Raw genomic sequence first — 17566 nt, forward strand, 5'->3', positions numbered from 1 at the left:
CGGTCCTATGCCAGGGTCTTGAGGGTATCTGACGAACGCGGCCTTGGGGCTTCGACGGGGGCTTTGTCCGATTGGCCCTCAAATCGCAAAGTACTTCCAACGATCACGGCAAGCATCAAACCAATTTGCCCCAAAGCAAATGGATTATAAGCCTCCTCTTGGAAAATGCCGTTTACAACCGTCGTTGCGAACGCAAGCGAGAGCAGAAGTCCCAGCCGGCTATGCCGTTTCCAAAAGAAATTCAACGTATAGTTCGCGAACCAAATATAAAACCCGACCAAAGCGAACGTAGCGATGCCGACCTGGTAGAGCAGCACTCCAACGGCACTTTCTACGCCAAACGCAGCCGCGCCGGCGTTCTGAAAATCCTGCCAGTCAAACTCAATTCTCGAGAGGTTGCCCCCTGCGCCTAAGCCATGGCCAATCGGGTTCGACAAGAAGCCTTCCAGTCCGCCGATCAGACCAAGAACATGGAAATCACGAGTCTGCATCCCATACCAGATGCCAAAAGTGGCGTAGGAAGCCAGTGTCAGCGCGAGGAGCACCTTCCAAATTCTCTTCGAAAATATAGATCGTGCATAGTAGAAAGAAAATGATATCAAAAGTATTATTATCGGACCCTTTGCTTGAATGGCTATCAGGATTGCTGCGCATAAAGTAGCAAGTATGTAGTTCTTTTGAGAAAAGAACAAAAGTAGCCCAAACATCGACAGATATGCTAGGCTAATGCTATGCATATTTGGACCGGAAACGCGAAACGTCGTCAGCCCGAGGTCGCGAAAAATAGGAAGGTTTAGGAGTGGGCGTTTTGAGAATTCTATTACGGATTCTAAGGAATAAAAATTATATCTCCCTTCGTATTTTACAGAGAAAAATTCGAATGCGTTTATAAATTCGTACAATTCCTTTGTGGCAATCATCTCTATTATTGTAAAAATAATAGCCGCTATCATGCATACGGTAAACATCGCTTTGACATCGCTCTCGCTTAGGCGAGTGCCGACATACAGACCAAAGCATATAAGAAGAGATGATGAGATCGAGGATCGAAAATATATAATCGCGTTTTGAGCGCCATTCTCTATTAGTCCGTATAGCAGATATACAGAGCAAAGTAAAAAGAACAAAGTTAGTAGTTTGGAGAGCGTGACAATATCTATTTGTTTCATATTGTTGATATGTATCCAAGAATGAAAACCAAAAATTGATAAAGTCAGAAATTGCAAACCTTGTGCTGTACTTAATTCCGATCGATCGCTGTACCCGTTTATTGTTATGGCTATAACCGTAGATTGGAATATTAGCAGAAAAAAATATACGCCAATTTGAACTCTTGTGTATTTTATAGAAATGGCAATTAGTGCTATTGCGGAAGTAACGAGAAATAAAGTTCCTCCCGTCGCCGAGAATAAAAAAATCGGCAAAGAGAGAAATATAGCAACAAGGAGCGCCGTCAGGGTTTGCGACAGCAATTCCGCAGTGATGCCGGTGGGGAGCGGTGAGGCCTGGGCTTGTGAAGCAGTAACCATTTCGTCTCCTAGGCTAGCTCCAACTTCGCAAGCAAGCCATTACTGCCGGGTGTTAGAGTGCGCGTCGCCACAGAAGAGATGATAGACAGCCACGTGTCACCGGTCGAGGGAATTCGTCATGGAACGTCGGGTGTCGTGCTGACAAGCCTAAGACTGTTCGAATGCTGAGGGAGAGTAAGCGGACCTGTCACAGGGCCTTCAACACTTGCACTTCCGTCGGTAAACGCCAAAAGGACGTCCTGTGGGAGCTCGGGGAACTGGGCAACCACAGTATCCTGTTGTCTGATCGCGGGATGGTAGGGGCCCGTAAGGACTAGAGTGTCGGTGGTTTCGGAAGCTACCAACACGGGCGCAAGCAAGTCCAGAGTGTGATCGATGAACACACCTGTTGACGGATAGGTGAGGCGGAGACGTGAGCGGATGTTGCTTGTAGAGGTGTTAGCCAGTTCACGCGATGCGATGCCACGTGCAAAGTCCGTGCCTGCCGGAAGATCGATACTGCTTGCGGCGAGGAACGTTCCGTTGGTCTCCTCCACCACCCGCACATACGCGGTCAGCCCCGCCGTTTCCCCCGCCACATGCCGCAGCGACAGTGCCGCCGTCCAGGTTTCGCCCGCTGCGGCGGCCTGTGTGTAGGCGTTGAGGGCGATCTGGAAGTCGGTGCCGGTCGTTGTGCCGAAGAGCCTCAGCCGGATATAGGGGGCGTCTCCGTGAAGGCCTGTGTGGACGACTTCGATCGAAAGCCCGCTTGAGACCAGGACCGTCCAGTTGGTGGGCAGGGCGCCGCCGCTGCCAACGACGCCGGGGAGGGCGCCTTCGAAGAGGGCGTTGACGGGGTAGAAGGTTTCTTCGGGTTCGCAAAAAAGGCCCAGGTCCGTGATGGCGGGCACGTCGGGTGGGAAAAGCTTCCATTCTCCCGAGCGCGTTTGAGCGAGCTTTTCGGATGCACGGGTGAGCGTGAAGGCGGCCGATTGAGGAATGTGCACGCCATCTTTCATGTAGCGGCCGTTTGCGAAATCGGCAGCGAAGACGGAGCCGGCGGGCCACCAGGCTGCCGAACGCGCGGGGACGGGTGTGAGCGCAAGGCCGATCATCAAACAAGACCCACAAGGCTGCCGGCGCTCGTGCCGCTCGCGAGAACCCGGGCAACGCGCAGCGGCAACACCGTGCCGCCAGGCACGCCGGCGAAAGTGGCCTGCGCGCCTGATGCCGCGACAACGGCGAGATCGCCGGTCACCCCGACATAGATGGCGCGGGTTGTCTGCGCGAGGTCGACCGCATCGTCCGGGGTGATTGTAAAGACGTCGCCTGCCGGCCCGCTCATGCTGGCCGTGCGTCCGGGAAAGGTGGTGCTCATGGAATTTCCGCTCCTGTCGTCAGGGTGTTGCACATACTGCGCTAAGCATGACACCGACACGCGGAGCGGGGATAAGTTTTGTCCAAACACCGGCTTTCGACAGGTTTTCCGCAGCCGGAGACCTTGCTCAATGCGCGGGATGTGCGAGGATCATACAAATTTGAGCGCCATCGTATTGAGGGGATCTGCCATGCCATTCGCCCGAAATCTCAGTATCATTGCCGTTTCAGTCTCCGCGCTGCTGGCCGGCGCCGCGACTGCGTTTGCGCAGGAAGACGTCGCATTGAGCCTCGAACTCGCCGGAGAGGCCTTCGAGGGCGCTCCCGCTTTCGCAGTGTTCTTTAATGGCCGGCAGATCGGTGCTGGCGCTGTATCCTCAGCCATAGATACGCAGACTGATGGGCGGCTGAGCGCTGCCAGCGACTACACCGGCTACGTAGAGACCTTCGACTTTGAAATTCCCGCCGACACGTTTTCGGACGAAGGGGCCATCGAAGTCCGGTTCACCAACGATGCCGCCGGAGAGAACGGCGATCGTAACCTATTCATCCTCTCGGCCACCCTGGCTGGAAAGACCGTGCCCTTCGACGCCTTCGTGGTCGAACGCGAAGGCGTTGTGGGCAATACCGTCGTTTCCGGCCGGCCGATGGTCGCGCTTTACAAGACGTCCGATATCGCCTTCGCCGCTGCGCCGGAAGACGGATGGAGCGTCACCCCCGATGGCGGTGCGCCGCAGGCCGACGATACACCGGCGGCCGTCGAACCGGTCTGCGACACCGCACGGGAGATCGCGCTTGTCGGGTTCGCGCGCAATTCCGCCGCGCTGACCGCAGAGCACCGCGGAGCGCTCGACGCGCTGATCGAGAGCGTCGATGCCCAGGCCTGTGAGCTGACGCTCACCGGCTATTCAAGTGCGAGCGGCCCGGCGAGCTGGAACAGGGAACTCGCGACGATGAGGGCAGAGGCCGTGCGCGCCTATTTCGAAGGTCAGGGCGTGGCATTTGGCAGTGCCAACGTCGAAACGGGCGGCGAAACGCAGATGTTCGGCACCGCGAACGCGGACAATCAACGCGTGGTGGTTGTGGTCGGTGCGCCGGCTGATTAGGCGGGAAAAGACGCTCAGGCGCGTCCGAATTCGTCGGCGATGCGGACGATATCGTCCTCGCCCAGATACGATCCTGTCTGCACTTCGATCACTTCGAGCAGCATCTTGCCCGGATTGGAGAGGCGGTGCATTGCGCCTTGCGGGATGTAGATGCTTTCGTTCTCGCGCAACGTCTTGATCCGGCCATCGACCTCGATCTCGCCGGTGCCGCGCACGACCACCCAATGCTCGGCGCGGTGGTGGTGCTTTTGGAGCGAGAGCTTCTTGCCGGGTTTGACGAACAGCCGCTTGACCTGAAAACGCTCGCCATCGAGCACCGACGAATAGCCGCCCCAGGGGCGGTACATCGTCTTGTGCGCCTGCGTCAGCGCTCGCGTTTCGCTTTGCGCCTTGAGCCGTTCGACCGCCCCGCCGACCCTTTGGGCGTCCGAAAGCCGGCCCACATAGACCGCGTCGTCGCTGGCAATGACGATGATGTCGGAGTGCCCGTCGACGACGACATGGCCATTGTCGGAGATCACAAGCGCCTCGGTGCTGTCGATCAGCGTGGTCCGCCCCCGCGTGACATTGCCGTGCTCGTCACGCAGCGAGGCGCGCCAGACCGCATCCCAGGACCCCAGATCCGACCAGGTGATGGCGGCGGGAACGACGGAAACGGCATCGGATTTTTCAAAGATGGCATAGTCGATCGATATATTCGGCGCCTTGGCAAAGGCATCGGCGTCGAGCCGCAGGAAGTCGAGATCCTGCGCCGCACCGGAGACAGCCTTTTCCGCGGCATCGCCAACCTCGGGCGCAAGACGTTCCGCAGCCTCGAGAATGGCGCTGGCGGAAAACATGAACATGCCGGAGTTCCAATAGTATCCGCCCCGGGCGATCATGGCCTCGGCCCGCTGCAGGTCCGGCTTTTCAACAAAGCGCGAGACGGCATGCGCGCCGGTATCCTCTCGGTCGCCCGCTTCGATATAACCGAACCCGGTGGCCGGCGTATCGGGCGCAATCCCGAAGGTGACGAGCCTTCCTTCGCGTGCCGCGGCCGCCCCCGTTTCGACGGCCTTGCGGTAGGCTGGGTCGGCGACGACCGCATGATCGGACGGCAGCACGTGAAGGAGGGGATCGTTCCCGCCGGCGTTGGCGATTTGAGCGGCAACGGCAATCGCCGGCGCCGTATTGCGCGCCTCCGGTTCGAGCACGATCGCGCCGGGTTCGATGCCGATCTCGCGGGCCTGCTCGGCGACGAGAAAGCGGTAATCCGCGTTGGTGACGATGATCGGCGGGTCGTAAACGGCGCGGTCCGCAACCCGGAGCAGGGTGTCCTGAAAGAGGCTGTTCTCGCTGATGAGCGAAAGGAATTGCTTGGGCCGCGCCGCCCGCGACATCGGCCAGAGCCGGGTTCCGGTGCCGCCTGCGAGCACGATCGGGACGATTTTCGGACGCGGGGAGGTCATCGGGACTCCAGGGTTTTGAGGAAAGCCTGCGCATGCGCCAATAGCATGCGCAAAAGCGCATCGGTATCCGCAGCCGCGGCGGTTTCGACATAGCACCGCATTTCGGGCGCGTTACCCGATTGGCGGAAGTGGACGATCGTGTCGTCGGACAGCGTCAAACGAACGCCATCGGTGAGGTCGACCGCGCAAGGGGTCTCGAGCTCCGGCGCGATCTCCGCGCGCGCCGCCGGATCCGATGCAATGCGCCCGAGGAAAGTCCGAGCAAGGTCAGGCATGACCGGACGCAACCGGCCGGCCTTCATCGCGCGGGGCGGCAGATCGGCGGCGATCTGCGAAACGGGTATCGCGCGGTTCCGCGCCGTTGCAAGGCACGCGATCAACGGCAGCAGCGCATCGCGCGTGGGCAACGGCGCAAGCGCGCCTGCCGTCAAAGTGATGGGCGATTGCTGGAGAAACCCGCCATTGGCCTCGAACCCGACGGCGACGCCACCCGCTGCCGATGCAAGCGCCTCGACGACATAAGGCGAACCGATCTTCGTGCGATGGACCGACTTGAACCACCCCGAGGCCTCGACGGCGCTCGTGGAGGTGAGGGGGGTAACGACCGTATCTGCGCCGAGGTAGCGCGCTGTCACGGCGCCGAGGACATCGCCCGTGATCTGAGCGCCGGTTTCGGCGATAAGAAGCGGACGGTCGCCGTCTCCGTCGGTGGAGACGACGGCGGCGAGGCCGTGCTCGGAAAGCATCCGCCGCGCGGTGTGCATGACGTCTGCCTCGATCGCTTCGGTATCGACCGCGGTAAAGCCTTCGGTCCGGCCGAACCGGACGCACCGCGCGCCGAGACCTGAAAGAACGTCCACGACAAGGTCGCGACCGGCGGCGGAATGTTCGAAAACGCCGATGCTAAGTCCTTCAAGTGCATCCGGGGGGAACGCGCGCAGGTAACGGTCGCGATATTCGGTCTTTATATCGCAGATAGCGGGAGGCAGGGCCGGGCGGTGCGGTGCGGCCGGTTCCGGCATTGACGCGACCTGCGTTTCTGCTGCCGCGCGGATGGGCGCTTCGTCGGCTTTGAGCAATTCGCCGACGGGCCGGTAGAACTTGAGCCCGTTCTGATCGGCCGGCGTATGGCTGCCCGTCACCATGATGGCCGGCAGGCCGCGGGCCATCGCATAGGCGGCAAGGGCGGGCGTCGGGACGGTGCCCGCGTTGATGGAGCGCCAGCCGGACGCAGCGAGGGCCCGGGCAACCTCCTCGGTGATGGCCGGGCTCGACGCCCGCCGGTCCTGGCCGATGACGACCCGATCCGCCGGGCCCGGACAGCAGACAGCGAGAAAGGCCCGCGTATAGGCTGCGATCCGAGGACGCGTGAACCCCGCTGCGGGGCCGCGCAGGCCCGACGTGCCGAATGCGATATCGGTGCCCGCCATCAGTTCAATCCAAAACGGTTCTACATGCCGCAACGGTCTTAGCGCATGTGCAATGGCAGGCAAACACTTGTCCGGGCAATCTCACCCTTCGTCGTAATAGCTGGCATAGGGATTCTTGTAGCCGCCGCGTGTGCCTTCCTGCTGGTTGAGAACGGCAATGATTTCAGCATGATCGGCCTTGGCATCCATCAGGCGCGTGATGGCCCGGCGCGCTTCGGTCTGCGGCGTGCTGGCCCAGCGCACGACGAATGCGATCACGTCGGCATATTGGGCAACGTAGAGCCCGTCGACCACCGGACCGATGGGCGGGGTATCGAGAATGACGATGTCGAAATTCTTGATTGCCGCCGTGATGAGGCGCTCGAACGTGACGCCGGTCAGCAGCTGGTCGGTGGGAACGTCCGAGCGCCGCGAACCGGTCAGCACGCTCAATCCCGTCTCCACGTCGCGTGCAATCACATTGGCAAGCGCCTCGCCGCTCGCTTCGCCCGTCAAGAATTCGAGAAGGCCGGCGGTAGGTTCGATCCCCAGTTGCCGGTGGACCGACGGCTTGCGTAGGTCGCAGTCGATGATGATGGTCTTGAGCCCGGAATAGGCGTAGGTGCGCGCCAGGGACAGCGCGATGGTCGTCTTGCCCTCGGCGGGAACCGAGGAGGACACCATGACGACCCGCCCCTTGCCCGGATTGCCCTCGTCGCGGGGCATTGCACCCGGCCGGCGGCGCAACGCCTGATCGACGCTCGCGCGGATTTTCCGGATCGATTCCGAATAGAACGATAGCGGTGCGGCGATGATCGTGTCGGCGACAGCGCTGTTGGCCCCGTTGGCGACCGCCTTTTGCCGTGGAACCTCCTGGATGGCGGGCAGGCGCAGGACCGAGGAGATCTGTGCTTCGGATGTAAACCCGCCGATGAAGTTTTCGTAAATGAATGCGAGGCCCACGCCGAATCCCAGGCCCGTAACACCGGCAAGCATCAGCAGAAGGGGCGTATTGGGAAAGCTGGGGCGGTCTGCCGGCAGGGCGCGCGACACGATGCGGCTGTCTGCAATTTGCAGATCGGCTTGTACCCGAAGGTCAGAGCTGCGCTCGAGCAGCGTCGCATATTGTGAACGTGCCAGTTCGGCGGATTGCTGCAATTCATAGATCCGCGTCAGAACCTCGACGGGAAGATCGCTCGCCAGGACGTCCGATCGAATCTGCTGGCGCAGCGAGCTGGCGGAACTGTCGAGATCCGAAACCGAGGCGCGCAGGCTTGCAACCTCGGTTCGCGCCGCTTCTTCGAGTTGCCCCTCGATCGCGGCGAGCTCTTCGCGCAGATCGACGGCGGCCGGAAAACTGTCCTCGGTTGCCGCAAGGCTCGCGGCAAGCTGCTGGCGCTGTCGCTCGAGCTCGGCGACGGCGTCGGACTCTAGCGTGGCGACGACGGTTTCCCAATCCTGTTCGGCAAGGGACTGCTCGACGCTGCGTGCCAGGGACTGCGTGACTTCGCGCTCACCCGTGATCCGTTCGAGTTCGGACCGCATGGCCGCGATGTCGCTGTCTACGTCGGACGCCAGGCCGTCGATATTGGCATTCAAAAAGGTGTCGAAGGACTCCTCGCTCGCAACGATAGCCGCGCGCGCCTCGGCCACTCGCGCCTCGAGAATTTCCTGGGAGGCGAGGACGTTGTCGATCTTGGCGCGCACCTGGTCGCGGATATAGGCGTCGGCGATCGCGTTCGCGAGCTCGGCCGACCGGCTTGGCACCTCGGATTCCACTTCCACCGATATGAGGTAGGTCAACCCACGGCGTTGCACCGAGACCGCGTTGCGCAGCTTGTTGAGAACGTTGCGCAACGCCGCTTCGCCGGTCGGCAACTCAGGGCTCGCAATACGCAGGAACGCCATGATCCGCTCGCGCAGCCCGAGCGAAACGCCGAATTCCGGATCCGCGACGAGATCGTGCTCGGAGACGACATCGAGCAGGATCGCATCCGACCGCAGGATTTCCGCCTCGCTGTCGACACGCGCATTGTCGCGCGACGCGCTTGAGGGACTCAACTCCGGATTCAAGAGATTCTTCTGCGACGGATCGACCAGGATCAGTGCCGAGGAGGAATATTGCGGCGTCAATGCGAATGTAACGATCGCGGCAAACCCGACAACGAGGAGAAAGACAATGATGATGAGCCGAAGCCGGCGGCGGAGGAGCCCGAATAATGCTCTCAGGTCGATCTCTGTTTCGTTCATTTTCGCTCCAGGGCGCCCGTACCCGTAAGGCCAAGCAAAACGTTTCTGGTTAAATTAATCGCCGAAAGGATCGGCAGTTGTTTGCAGCATACCGGGACGCAATCCTGCGCCGAGACGCACGGCCGACAGTATTCCGCTAGCATATGCTCCGGTATCGACGTTGATGATTTGTGACGAAAGGTCAATAGCGCTGACCGGAGTGTGGCCATGCACGATCGTGAATGGGAAATCGTCTTGCCCCGTGATATCGTCTGCGCGAATCCACATCATGTCGTAATCGGTTTGCCGGTCCAGCGGGACGCCGGGGCGCAGTCCCGCGTGAACGAATACATAGCCGGGCAGCGCCAGAACGATCGGCAGTTCCTTGAGGAACGCGATGTGTTCGGGCGGAATATGGCTTTCGAGAATGGCCCGCAGCTTGGACCAGTTACCTTCGGCTTCTGTGAGCGTGCGAAGCTCCAGGCCGTATGACGCGAGCGTTTCAACGCCGCCGAAAGACAGCCATTGCTCCAGCATGGCCCTGTCGCGCACGGCCATAGCCATCGCATGGTCGTGGTTGCCGCACAGGCATATCCGGCGCCAGCCCTCCGGCACTGGCGTGAGCACATGATCGAGCACCTGCGCCGAGTGCGGGCCCCGGTCCGTCAAATCGCCCAGCATCACGATCCATTTTTCGCCGGTGTACGCGGTGCCGTCCGCGTAGATCTGCGCTTCGAGGTCCGTGAGGAGGTCGAGCCTGCCGTGAACGTCGCCGACTGCGTAGAGAACCGCCGGCATTTCGTCGGCCTCGAGCCGGGCGCGAGGGGTGTCCCCTGCGGGGCCGCCGCCGAACAGGGCGTTCAGGAACCCTCCGATCATACCCGATCCCGCTGCTTGTATTGCGCAAAACCAAGCCCGAGTATGGCAAGGAAGTAAAAGGTATTGGCCTGGATTTCGAGACTGAAATCCACGAGCGAGTGCAGCGCAGCGACAATCGCAATCCCGATGGCGCCCAAAGGAAGCCAGAAATCCCGCTGCCGGTTGAGAAGATGGCTCATGCACCGCCAGACGATAGCGAGCACGGCCAGTATGGGCAGAGTGCCGAAGACGACGCCCAGCTCGGTCCAGAGCGTCAGATAGGTCGAGTGCGCCTTGTCCCAGACCCTGTCGGGGCTGACCGGGGCGTGCTGGTAGAGCGGATAGGCGGTCTCGAAACTGCCGCCACCGAAACCGAGAAGCGGCCGTTCGGAGATCATCTGCAGAACCTGCGCATAAAGCTGGGCTCGAACGTCGAAGTCCTGCTCGGTATTGCCAAGGCGCTCGAGCGTGCCAGCGCCGAAATGGGCAAAGGCGACGACAAAGAGCGCAATCGCGAGGATCAGCCCCAGCCGGAACCCCGCCGGCCGTTCCGTGCGCAGTTTGAACCCGGCCATCATGGCGACCGCTGCCGATCCGGCGACGCCCGCCGCCAGGCCCATGCGCGATTGCGAGGCAGCCAGCGCTGCGGCGATGAAGACCGTGCCAAGCCCATAGAGCGCGGCATCCGAAACCTTCGAACGCGAAACGCGGCGCTCGGCTTCCGGTGTTGGCTCGAAAACCGTCTTGAGCGAAAGGATGACGCCGGCAACCAGGCCGAAGGCGAGGAATGTCGCATAGGAATTCCGGTTAACGAAAGTTCCTGTCGCCGAACCCTGGTAAGCCCATTTCTCAAAGAATAGGAGAGTGTCGCCGAACTGCGTGAGCGCCACGAGCCCGTAGGCGGAATAGGCGACAACGATCACAAAAATCGCCTTGAAGCCGAAGTCCGCGCGCGACCGGTTCGCGGCAATCTGCAAAACGAGATAGAAAAACAGCCCGTAGGTCGCCATCCGAACGAGCATATAGGCGGTCTCGCCGGGTGCCAGGCTCATGCTGGCAGTTTCAAAGACGGCGCCTTCCGAATTGGCGAACGTAAACCCGCCCACCGGCAGCATCTGAGCGACGAGCCATATGCACACGGCGGCCCAAAGCGAAGCAATAACCGGAAATCGAGACAGCGGCATGCGCGCGGCTTCGCCTGCGCGAAACAGCATTGCAGCGTGTAAAAGGCCGATAATTCCGACAAGCACCGCCGAGACCGCCCAGAAGAACGGACGGTTCGCGCCGAGCGGAATGGGCACAAGCGCGATGAAGGCGATCAGCCCATATGCGATCAGGTCGTTGATGCGCCGCTGCCGGCTGCCGGCGAGTGAAGGCTCCCGTTGGGCAGACCCAGGGGATGTCACGCGGATATCGATCATGCTCTGCGGCCCCCTGGTTCCATGGCTGTCTACTGCCCCATCGCCGCGCGGACGCGCGCGAGAAACCGCCGCTGCACGTCCGGTTCGAGCGTTTCGACCACCGACGTGATGCGTTCCCTGAAGTCGGGGTCGGAAACGTACCGGCTCGCGATCGCGTTCACCCCGCGTTGGGACATCGCCAGCAGCGCAAGGTCCGCGCGATGGCTCTCCTGCGCCGCCTCCGTGAGCAGCGCGAAATAGTCCTCGGCAAGTGCAACGCGGACCTCGGCGATCCACTGCGCGCTGGGCGCGGCTTCGCGCGAGCGGATCAGCCATGCGCTGCCCGCTTCGGCCTGGCCCAGGGCAAGGCCGAAATAGGCCCCGGCATACCAGCCGAAACTATAGGTGGGCATAGCCGCGACCGCCGCATCCGCGAGCGTCGCGCATCGTGTCAGCACGGTTTCGCGGTCGGGATCAGGTTGAATAAGCCCGTGCACGGAGGTGGTCGCGGTAAGACACGACTCCATGACAACCTGCATGCCGTCGAGCGACGGGGGCAGGCCGACCTCCTCGGCTCTCAGATGCGAGAAGATTCCGGCGCGCGGCGCGGCGCCCCATTGATAGGGCGTGACCTCGCGCCAAGCCAGGAACGACCCCGAAACGATCAGCACCAGACTGAACCCAGAAAGCAGCACAAATCGGAACGCGGGCGAGGACATGGGAACGCGGCTCATCTCAGGCGACGCGACAATCGGATGGCAACTATGGCACCGCAAAAGCGGCAACTGTGACACTGGCGGCACTTCAAATAAGCGTCAAGTTTGAATTGCTTGTCAGGTTAATGGGTCGGCGCGCCGCTTTTGGCCGGCATGCCCCGCGAACTGTGTCTTTTGCCTGTAATAGATTTCAAATGCGCGACAGGATCATAGACGGCAGACTCAAGCGCCTCTAATTGCGCTGCCGGAACGCGGAACGCCTTGATATCGCTCGGTCCGATCAGTGCGTTGGAGAAATCCGCAATTGAATAAAATTGTACTCAAATAAGCGACAAGATTGAAATAGCGCCCGCGTCATAGTGGCACCATCGAATTTGGAGGCCAAAATGAAACGCGCTTCTCGACTTCTATCTGTGGCTCTTGCCACCGCTATCGCATTTACCTCTGGCTACGCCACAGCTTTGGCGCCGCAGCCGGGACGCACGGGGATCACTGCCTCGGCATCCCGCATCGAAACCGCGGGGTCGGCCGCGACGCCACTGGGGTTTCAGCTCTTCTGTCTGCGGACGCCCGAACATTGCTCTTCGGGCGGCGGCGCGCAGGTTCGGATGTCTGCGCCGTTGATGAACGCGCTGGCCAGTGTCAACCGGGCGGTCAACCGCGCGATCACCCCGCGCGTGCGGCCCGACCAGACCTGGGAGCTCGGCTCGCGGATCGGCGATTGCAAGGACTACGTGCTCAACAAGCGCCATCGCCTGATTGAGATGGGTGTTCCCGCCAGCGCGCTGCGCGTCGCAATCGGCTATACCTCGTGGGGGGAGGGGCACACGGTACTGGTTGTACGCACGACCGAAGGCGATTTCGTACTGGACAACTTGACCAACGAGGTCAGGGCGTGGAACGAAACCGGCCATCGATTGATTGCCATGTCTTCAAGCAATCCGCGCCGCTGGCAGGCCATCCGCTGACCGCAACATGCGCGAGAACGCCGGTATCGGGAGCACGGTCATGAATTTCAACCAGGATATGCTGCAGCTGGTGCCCGTCGGGCTGATTGCGGCGGTGATCGTTATTTGCGGCGCGCTCGTCTGGTCGATCGGTGCGCGCAGGCGGTCTGGCGCGGACGCCGATGGCTTCGGCAATCCGGACGCGTTATCCCCTCAGGTGGAACCGGGAGCGCCGGCCGCGGCACCCGCGACAACCATCGACACGCGCGAACGGGTTCGCTCCTTTATCAGCGAACTCAAGGCGCTGGAGAACTGAAGGCCGCTCGCTTTAATTAAGTCGGGCGCATGCCGGAGGCTGTCCGGCATGCGCCTTTTCTTTGTGTCTATGTGCCCGCACTTATGCGAACGAGACGCTGACCGCGGTGCTAGCGTACGACATACACGATCTGCCGGTTATCCGGTCGTACGAGGACCGGTACGCCGTTAATATAGACGTACTGATACGCGTAGTTCGGGATCGGGCTAAGGGCCACATTTGCCGGGAGCGTGGCGCCGACGGCGATGTCGGTTTCGAGGTAAACCTGTTCGACCGGGTGCTGCTGTGCGTAAACGACAGCGGGTTCGGGCGGGACGACGATCCTGGTGCTGTCGACCGGCCCGATAAGTTCGTCGCCCGGAACGCCGGCACTTGCCGGACCTTCATAGGTTGCGATGCCCACCAGTTCCGGCGGCCGTTCATGAGCGCGCACGGCCGCCCCGGTCTGGGTTTCGAATACGAGATAGTCCGCATACGACCACCCGCTGGTGCCGTTATAGCTGACCTTGCACCATGAACCATCCGGCAGGCACCCTTCGATGGTCGCCGGAGCACCGCTGCTGATCGAGCCGACCGGCGCGAAGTGCGGTCCCGGACCCGAACGGATGTGGAGATGGGTCGTGGCGGTTGCGGTCTGGGCGAGGGCCGGGCCGGTCAACAACAGGCCCGCCAGCACGGCCAGGCCGCCTTTGGCAAGAGTCGATTTCATTGTCATCTCTCCTTTAGGTGAATCGCGGTACGCCTGACGCGACCGCTCCACCCCCCGTGATCGAAGAACGCCGTGCCGGTAGGACCGTTCCGCGGGCATCGCCGGAACCGCTCGCCTATAAGGTGATCCAGACCGGCGCGTGGTCGCTGGCGCCTTCCAACCCGCGCACGGCCTTGTCGACGCCTGCGGATTTGAGCTTCCGGATCAGAGGGCGGCTCAAGAGCAGGTGATCGAGGCGCAGGCCGGCGTTCCGCTGCCAGCGGTTCCGCATATAGTCCCAGAAAGTATAGACGGTCTGGTCGGGGTATTTTTGGCGGATGGCATCCGACCAGCCCTGGTCGAGGAGGTGCTGGAAAAGCGCGCGGCTTTCGGGCTGGACCAGCGCGTTCTCCTTGTAGGACGTCGTCGCGTAGATGTCGCGCGGCTCGGGCACGATATTGTAGTCGCCCGCGAGAACGACGGGCAATCCGCTCGACCAAAGGTCCTGCGCATGGTCGAGGAGGCGCCGGGTCCAGCGCAGCTTGTAGTCGAATTTCGGCCCGGGGCGTGGATTGCCGTTCGGGGCATAAAGGCAACCGATCAGAACGCCGTTGACCGCAGCCTCGATATAGCGCGCCTGCCGGTCCTCCGCATCGCCCGGCAGGGCGTCGCGCGTTATGACGGGTTCCGCGTCGCGTGCCAGGATCGCCACACCGTTCCAGCTCGATTCGCCCCTCCACACGGCCCCATAACCTGCGTCCGCAAGCGCTGTCGCGGGAAACTGCCGGTCGGCGGCCTTGAGTTCCTGCAGGCAGACGACATCCGGCGCGCTGTCCGAAAGCCAATGCATCAGGTTGGGAAGACGCCTGTTGATGCCGTTGATGTTGAAGGTGGCAATCTTCACGGCGTGATGCGTTGCGCCCAGGCTGCCGTTGCCTCGCCGATGGTTTTCAGATGATCGGCGGCAGAGAACCCCGAGATGGTTTTGCGCGGCTTGAGGTCGTGATCTCCGTCCTCGAGCCAGAGTATTTCGATCGCGGGAGAGAGCGCGTAGCCGGAAACGTCCGTTGGGGAGCCGAATTCGTCGCGCGTGCCCTGGCAGATCAGAGCCGGGGTGCGCAGATGCTCAAGATGGGCCGTGCGCAACTGGTCCGGCTTTGCGGGCGGGTGAAACGGATAGCCGAGGCACAGGAGACCGGCGATCCGCCCGGCCTCGAAAAGCGGGTCCGCCACCATGCTGGCAACGCGCCCGCCCATGGACTTGCCGCCGATGATCAACGGGCCGTCGGTCGGCCCGAGATCGTCCACGGCCGCGACGTATTCGGGCATGACGCGCTCGGCCCTGGGCGGCGGCTTGCGGCCCGCATCGGTGCGGCGGCTCGCCATATAGGCGAATTCGAAACGGGCGACGCGAAAGCCCGCCGTGGCCAGCGCTTTCGCAGTCGCGGCCATTGACGCGGAATCCATCGGCGCGCCGGCGCCATGGGCCAGAAGGATGGTGACACGGGCATCCTCGGGTCCGTCGAAGAGGAAATTCGTGGTCATCCCGCCTGGCTCCGGATTTGCGCGACCAGTGCGATGCCCGCCCGGGCCCGGCGCGCCCAGTCGGACGTGTCGTCGAGTTCGAGGTAGCGGCGCCAGCCTGCGGCGGCGTCGGGCAGGTTGTTGGTGTCGTAGTCGAGCGCGGCCAGGTTGTAGACCGCATCGGCATAGGCGGGATCGATCTCGATGGCCCGCCGGAGGTGGGTGCGCGCGGCTTCGATCCGGCCCAGATCGCGCAGGACGCCGGCGCAGTTGAACCAGGATTCGACGAAGGCCGGATCGCGCTTGAGCGAAACGGCATAGGCCAAAAGGGCCGCATCGAGTTCGCCCAATTCCCGGCGGCAATTGCCCTCGTTGAAGGGCGCGGTGGCGTCGCTGGGGTCGATGGCGGCGCAGTGGGCGTAAAGCGTTGCCGCCTCCGCAAAAAGCCCGGCCTGCTCGGCGACTTCCGCGTGGCTGAAATAGTCCTCGGCCTCGTCGTCCTGTTCCGGAAGCGGCAGAAGGCGTTGGCCGTCCAGTTCGGCGAGCGAGTGGGCGTCTAGAGCCAGTATCCTTTCGCCACGGGCTTCGAGTGTCAGCGCCGTCAGCGAGCCTACGGGCCCGACCGCGTGGAGGGACCGCGCGATGTCGTGCCAGCCGGCGCCCGAGGCAATGAGGCCGGCATATTTTTTTGCCAGGATCAGGTCGCGGAACGAGAACGGTGCGCGGTCATGCTCGAACGCATCAAAGAGCGCGAGCATGTCGAGGCTCGTCTCGGAAAGCCCGGACTGATCGAGCAAAGACTGTTGGGGCAAGGTGCCAGGTGCCGCGGTCGTGGAGAGGCCGATGAGGCGCATGAGCCCGCTTTCGCTGCGAAGCTCGGCTGCCGACTCGCGCGCTGCGGCGACACGGCCCTCGATTTCGCCAGGCCCCAGCCGGGACAGCAGGCTGCGGCAGAAAACGGCCATTGTGGTGCCGCGCGGCAGGCCACGATGCACGCGCGCCCCGCGGTCGGCGAGCCGTTTCGCTGCAGATCGGAGCGGAAAAGCCTTGAGCGCCCCGACGACGCCGATGCTCGTTCCACTCAAATCCATCCCGCTTTATGCCTTCTTTCGTGGTGCCGCCTTGGACTTGGTCGATTTGCTCGCTTCAAGAGCCGCCTTGAGCGATGCCTTGGCGGGCGACTCCTTGGCGGCCGACGCGGATTTTCCTGAAGCAGCCTTGCCCTTGCTGCGCGCGGCCGGTTTGGCTTCCCCGAGGCTCGCCTTGAGGGCGTCCATCAGGTTGATCACATTACCGCGTTCGGGCGCCGCCGCAACGATAGGTTTGTGCCCCTTGAGCTTTTCCTTGATCATCGCCATGAGCGCGAGCTCGTAGCGGTCCTCATAGTCTTTGGGATTGAAGCTCGTGACTTTCTGCTCGATCAGTTTTTCCGCGAGATCCAGCATCTCGGCGTCGGGGTCCCCGGCCGGTATATTGCCGAAATATTCGGTCGTGCCGCGTACCTCGTTGGGGTTCCGCAGCGTTGTGATGAACATGCCGTTTTCGCGCGCGCCGATGGTGACCACGCGTTCACGGCTCGAGAGCACGAGCCGGGCAATAGCGACCTTGCCGCTGCGGCGCATGGCTTCGCGCAGCACGATGAAGGTTTCTTCGGCCATGGCGCCGTCGGGCGCCAGATAATAGGGCGCGTCCTGGTAAAGAACGTCGATTTCGTCCTCGTCGACGAACGCTTCGATATTGAGCGTGTGGTTGGACTCGATCCGGACGGCCTCGAGGTCGCTGTCCTCGATGATCACGTACTGCTTGGGTTCGTATTCGTAGCCCTTGATCAGATCGCTGCGCTCGACCAGACCCAGTTCGGGGTCCACCGGCTTCATGTTGATCCGGTTGTGCGTGTCCTTATGGAGCTGATTGAAGCTGATGCGGTCCGCCGAGCTGGTCGCCGGATACATCTTGACCGCACAGGACACGAGGCTCAGCCGCAAATGTCCCTTCCAACTGGCCCGTGGCGCCATCGTCGCCTCCTCGACAAATACATAC

17 protein-coding genes are annotated in these 17566 nt (G+C 61.9%); 3 read left to right on the forward strand and 14 right to left on the reverse strand.

All coding sequences use genetic code 11. The features are described from left to right. Positions 1-5: 5 nt before the first annotated feature. The 3 genes from LSG43_RS07095 to LSG43_RS07105 all read right to left on the reverse strand — a co-directional run bounded on the left by LSG43_RS07095 (position 6) and on the right by LSG43_RS07105 (position 2886). Positions 6-1529, reverse strand: a complete 1524-nt coding sequence (locus tag LSG43_RS07095; protein ID WP_231802436.1) for a hypothetical protein — start codon at positions 1527-1529, stop codon at positions 6-8. Positions 1530-1645: 116 nt separating this feature from the next. Next, entirely contained in the window at positions 1646-2623 is a 978-nt protein-coding gene (locus LSG43_RS07100) for a hypothetical protein (protein ID WP_231802438.1), read from the reverse strand. Further along, the gene (locus tag LSG43_RS07105) at positions 2623-2886 is read right to left on the reverse strand and encodes a spike base protein, RCAP_Rcc01079 family (RefSeq protein ID WP_231802440.1); all 264 of its coding nucleotides are present in this window, start codon (positions 2884-2886) and stop codon (positions 2623-2625) included. Before LSG43_RS07105 ends, LSG43_RS07100 begins: the two co-directional genes overlap by 1 nt. Before the next feature lie 190 nt (positions 2887-3076). Here LSG43_RS07105 and LSG43_RS07110 point away from each other — a divergent pair, with 190 nt between their 5' ends. Then, positions 3077-3991, forward strand: coding sequence for an OmpA family protein (locus tag LSG43_RS07110; RefSeq protein ID WP_231802442.1), 915 nt, complete (start codon positions 3077-3079; stop codon positions 3989-3991). A 14-nt stretch (positions 3992-4005) separates the two neighbouring features. Here LSG43_RS07110 and LSG43_RS07115 read toward each other — a convergent pair whose 3' ends face one another. The 6 genes from LSG43_RS07115 to LSG43_RS07140 all read right to left on the reverse strand — a co-directional run bounded on the left by LSG43_RS07115 (position 4006) and on the right by LSG43_RS07140 (position 12054). Continuing rightward, the gene (locus tag LSG43_RS07115; RefSeq protein ID WP_231802444.1) at positions 4006-5439 is read right to left on the reverse strand and encodes a mannose-1-phosphate guanylyltransferase/mannose-6-phosphate isomerase; all 1434 of its coding nucleotides are present in this window, start codon (positions 5437-5439) and stop codon (positions 4006-4008) included. Beyond that, entirely contained in the window at positions 5436-6869 is a 1434-nt protein-coding gene (locus tag LSG43_RS07120; RefSeq protein ID WP_231802446.1) for a phosphohexomutase domain-containing protein, read from the reverse strand. The genes LSG43_RS07115 and LSG43_RS07120 overlap by 4 nt, the downstream gene beginning before the upstream one ends. 81 nt (positions 6870-6950) lie before the next feature. Then, positions 6951-9098 carry a GumC family protein gene (locus LSG43_RS07125; RefSeq protein ID WP_231802448.1) on the reverse strand — a complete coding sequence of 716 codons (2148 nt, stop codon included), beginning with the start codon at positions 9096-9098 and terminating at the stop codon, positions 6951-6953. Positions 9099-9152: 54 nt separating this feature from the next. Further along, a complete protein-coding gene (locus LSG43_RS07130; protein ID WP_231802450.1) occupies positions 9153-9956 on the reverse strand; it encodes a metallophosphoesterase in 804 nt (267 codons plus the stop codon). Further along, a complete protein-coding gene (locus tag LSG43_RS07135; RefSeq protein WP_231802452.1) occupies positions 9953-11356 on the reverse strand; it encodes an O-antigen ligase family protein in 1404 nt (467 codons plus the stop codon). The genes LSG43_RS07130 and LSG43_RS07135 overlap by 4 nt, the downstream gene beginning before the upstream one ends. A 29-nt stretch (positions 11357-11385) precedes the next feature. Next, positions 11386-12054: a hypothetical protein gene (locus LSG43_RS07140; protein ID WP_231802454.1), complete on the reverse strand. Its 669-nt coding sequence runs from the start codon at positions 12052-12054 to the stop codon at positions 11386-11388. A gap of 383 nt (positions 12055-12437) precedes the next feature. Between LSG43_RS07140 and LSG43_RS07145 the strand changes: the two genes are divergently transcribed. After that, complete coding sequence (locus tag LSG43_RS07145; protein ID WP_231802456.1) at positions 12438-13019, forward strand: transglutaminase-like cysteine peptidase; 582 nt, start codon at positions 12438-12440, stop codon at positions 13017-13019. Between the two features lie 7 nt (positions 13020-13026). Next, on the forward strand, positions 13027-13314 hold the full coding sequence (locus tag LSG43_RS07150; RefSeq protein ID WP_231802458.1) for a hypothetical protein: 288 nt from the start codon (positions 13027-13029) through the stop codon (positions 13312-13314). A gap of 109 nt (positions 13315-13423) precedes the next feature. Here the strand turns inward: LSG43_RS07150 and LSG43_RS07155 are convergent, their stop codons facing one another. The 5 genes from LSG43_RS07155 to ku all read right to left on the reverse strand — a co-directional run bounded on the left by LSG43_RS07155 (position 13424) and on the right by ku (position 17541). Further along, the gene (locus LSG43_RS07155; RefSeq protein ID WP_231802460.1) at positions 13424-14023 is read right to left on the reverse strand and encodes a DUF1236 domain-containing protein; all 600 of its coding nucleotides are present in this window, start codon (positions 14021-14023) and stop codon (positions 13424-13426) included. 115 nt (positions 14024-14138) lie between these two features. Further along, on the reverse strand, positions 14139-14906 hold the full coding sequence (gene xth / locus LSG43_RS07160; protein ID WP_231802462.1) for an exodeoxyribonuclease III: 768 nt from the start codon (positions 14904-14906) through the stop codon (positions 14139-14141). Continuing rightward, the gene (locus LSG43_RS07165; RefSeq protein ID WP_231802464.1) at positions 14903-15547 is read right to left on the reverse strand and encodes an alpha/beta hydrolase family protein; all 645 of its coding nucleotides are present in this window, start codon (positions 15545-15547) and stop codon (positions 14903-14905) included. Before LSG43_RS07165 ends, xth begins: the two co-directional genes overlap by 4 nt. Continuing rightward, positions 15544-16617 (reverse strand): tetratricopeptide repeat protein, encoded by a 1074-nt coding sequence (locus tag LSG43_RS07170; protein ID WP_231802466.1) that lies wholly within the window; start codon positions 16615-16617, stop codon positions 15544-15546. The genes LSG43_RS07165 and LSG43_RS07170 overlap by 4 nt, the downstream gene beginning before the upstream one ends. Positions 16618-16623: 6 nt before the next feature. Next, positions 16624-17541 carry a non-homologous end joining protein Ku gene (gene ku, locus LSG43_RS07175; protein ID WP_231802468.1) on the reverse strand — a complete coding sequence of 306 codons (918 nt, stop codon included), beginning with the start codon at positions 17539-17541 and terminating at the stop codon, positions 16624-16626. Positions 17542-17566 lie beyond the last annotated feature (25 nt).

Origin of the sequence: Pelagibacterium xiamenense (genome assembly GCF_021166475.1) — a bacterium.
In the GTDB taxonomy this organism is placed as follows: Bacteria; Pseudomonadota; Alphaproteobacteria; order Rhizobiales; family Devosiaceae; genus Pelagibacterium; species Pelagibacterium xiamenense.

Bases quoted from the DNA above. Each gene is read 5' to 3' on its own strand.
- LSG43_RS07170 (WP_231802466.1), bottom strand. From the start codon at position 16,617: ATGGATTTGAGTGGAACGAGCATCGGCGTCGTCGGGGCGCTCAAGGCT.
- LSG43_RS07145 (WP_231802456.1), top strand. From the start codon at position 12,438: ATGAAACGCGCTTCTCGACTTCTATCTGTGGCTCTTGCCACCGCTATC.
- LSG43_RS07125 (WP_231802448.1), bottom strand. From the start codon at position 9,098: ATGAACGAAACAGAGATCGACCTGAGAGCATTATTCGGGCTCCTCCGC.
- LSG43_RS07165 (WP_231802464.1), bottom strand. From the start codon at position 15,547: ATGACCACGAATTTCCTCTTCGACGGACCCGAGGATGCCCGTGTCACC.
- LSG43_RS07105 (WP_231802440.1), bottom strand. From the start codon at position 2,886: ATGAGCACCACCTTTCCCGGACGCACGGCCAGCATGAGCGGGCCGGCA.
- LSG43_RS07140 (WP_231802454.1), bottom strand. From the start codon at position 12,054: ATGTCCTCGCCCGCGTTCCGATTTGTGCTGCTTTCTGGGTTCAGTCTG.
- LSG43_RS07130 (WP_231802450.1), bottom strand. From the start codon at position 9,956: ATGATCGGAGGGTTCCTGAACGCCCTGTTCGGCGGCGGCCCCGCAGGG.
- LSG43_RS07135 (WP_231802452.1), bottom strand. From the start codon at position 11,356: ATGATCGATATCCGCGTGACATCCCCTGGGTCTGCCCAACGGGAGCCT.
- LSG43_RS07115 (WP_231802444.1), bottom strand. From the start codon at position 5,439: ATGACCTCCCCGCGTCCGAAAATCGTCCCGATCGTGCTCGCAGGCGGC.
- LSG43_RS07095 (WP_231802436.1), bottom strand. From the start codon at position 1,529: ATGGTTACTGCTTCACAAGCCCAGGCCTCACCGCTCCCCACCGGCATC.
- LSG43_RS07155 (WP_231802460.1), bottom strand. From the start codon at position 14,023: ATGAAATCGACTCTTGCCAAAGGCGGCCTGGCCGTGCTGGCGGGCCTG.
- ku (WP_231802468.1), bottom strand. From the start codon at position 17,541: ATGGCGCCACGGGCCAGTTGGAAGGGACATTTGCGGCTGAGCCTCGTG.
- LSG43_RS07110 (WP_231802442.1), top strand. From the start codon at position 3,077: ATGCCATTCGCCCGAAATCTCAGTATCATTGCCGTTTCAGTCTCCGCG.
- LSG43_RS07120 (WP_231802446.1), bottom strand. From the start codon at position 6,869: ATGGCGGGCACCGATATCGCATTCGGCACGTCGGGCCTGCGCGGCCCC.
- LSG43_RS07100 (WP_231802438.1), bottom strand. From the start codon at position 2,623: ATGATCGGCCTTGCGCTCACACCCGTCCCCGCGCGTTCGGCAGCCTGG.
- LSG43_RS07150 (WP_231802458.1), top strand. From the start codon at position 13,027: ATGCGCGAGAACGCCGGTATCGGGAGCACGGTCATGAATTTCAACCAG.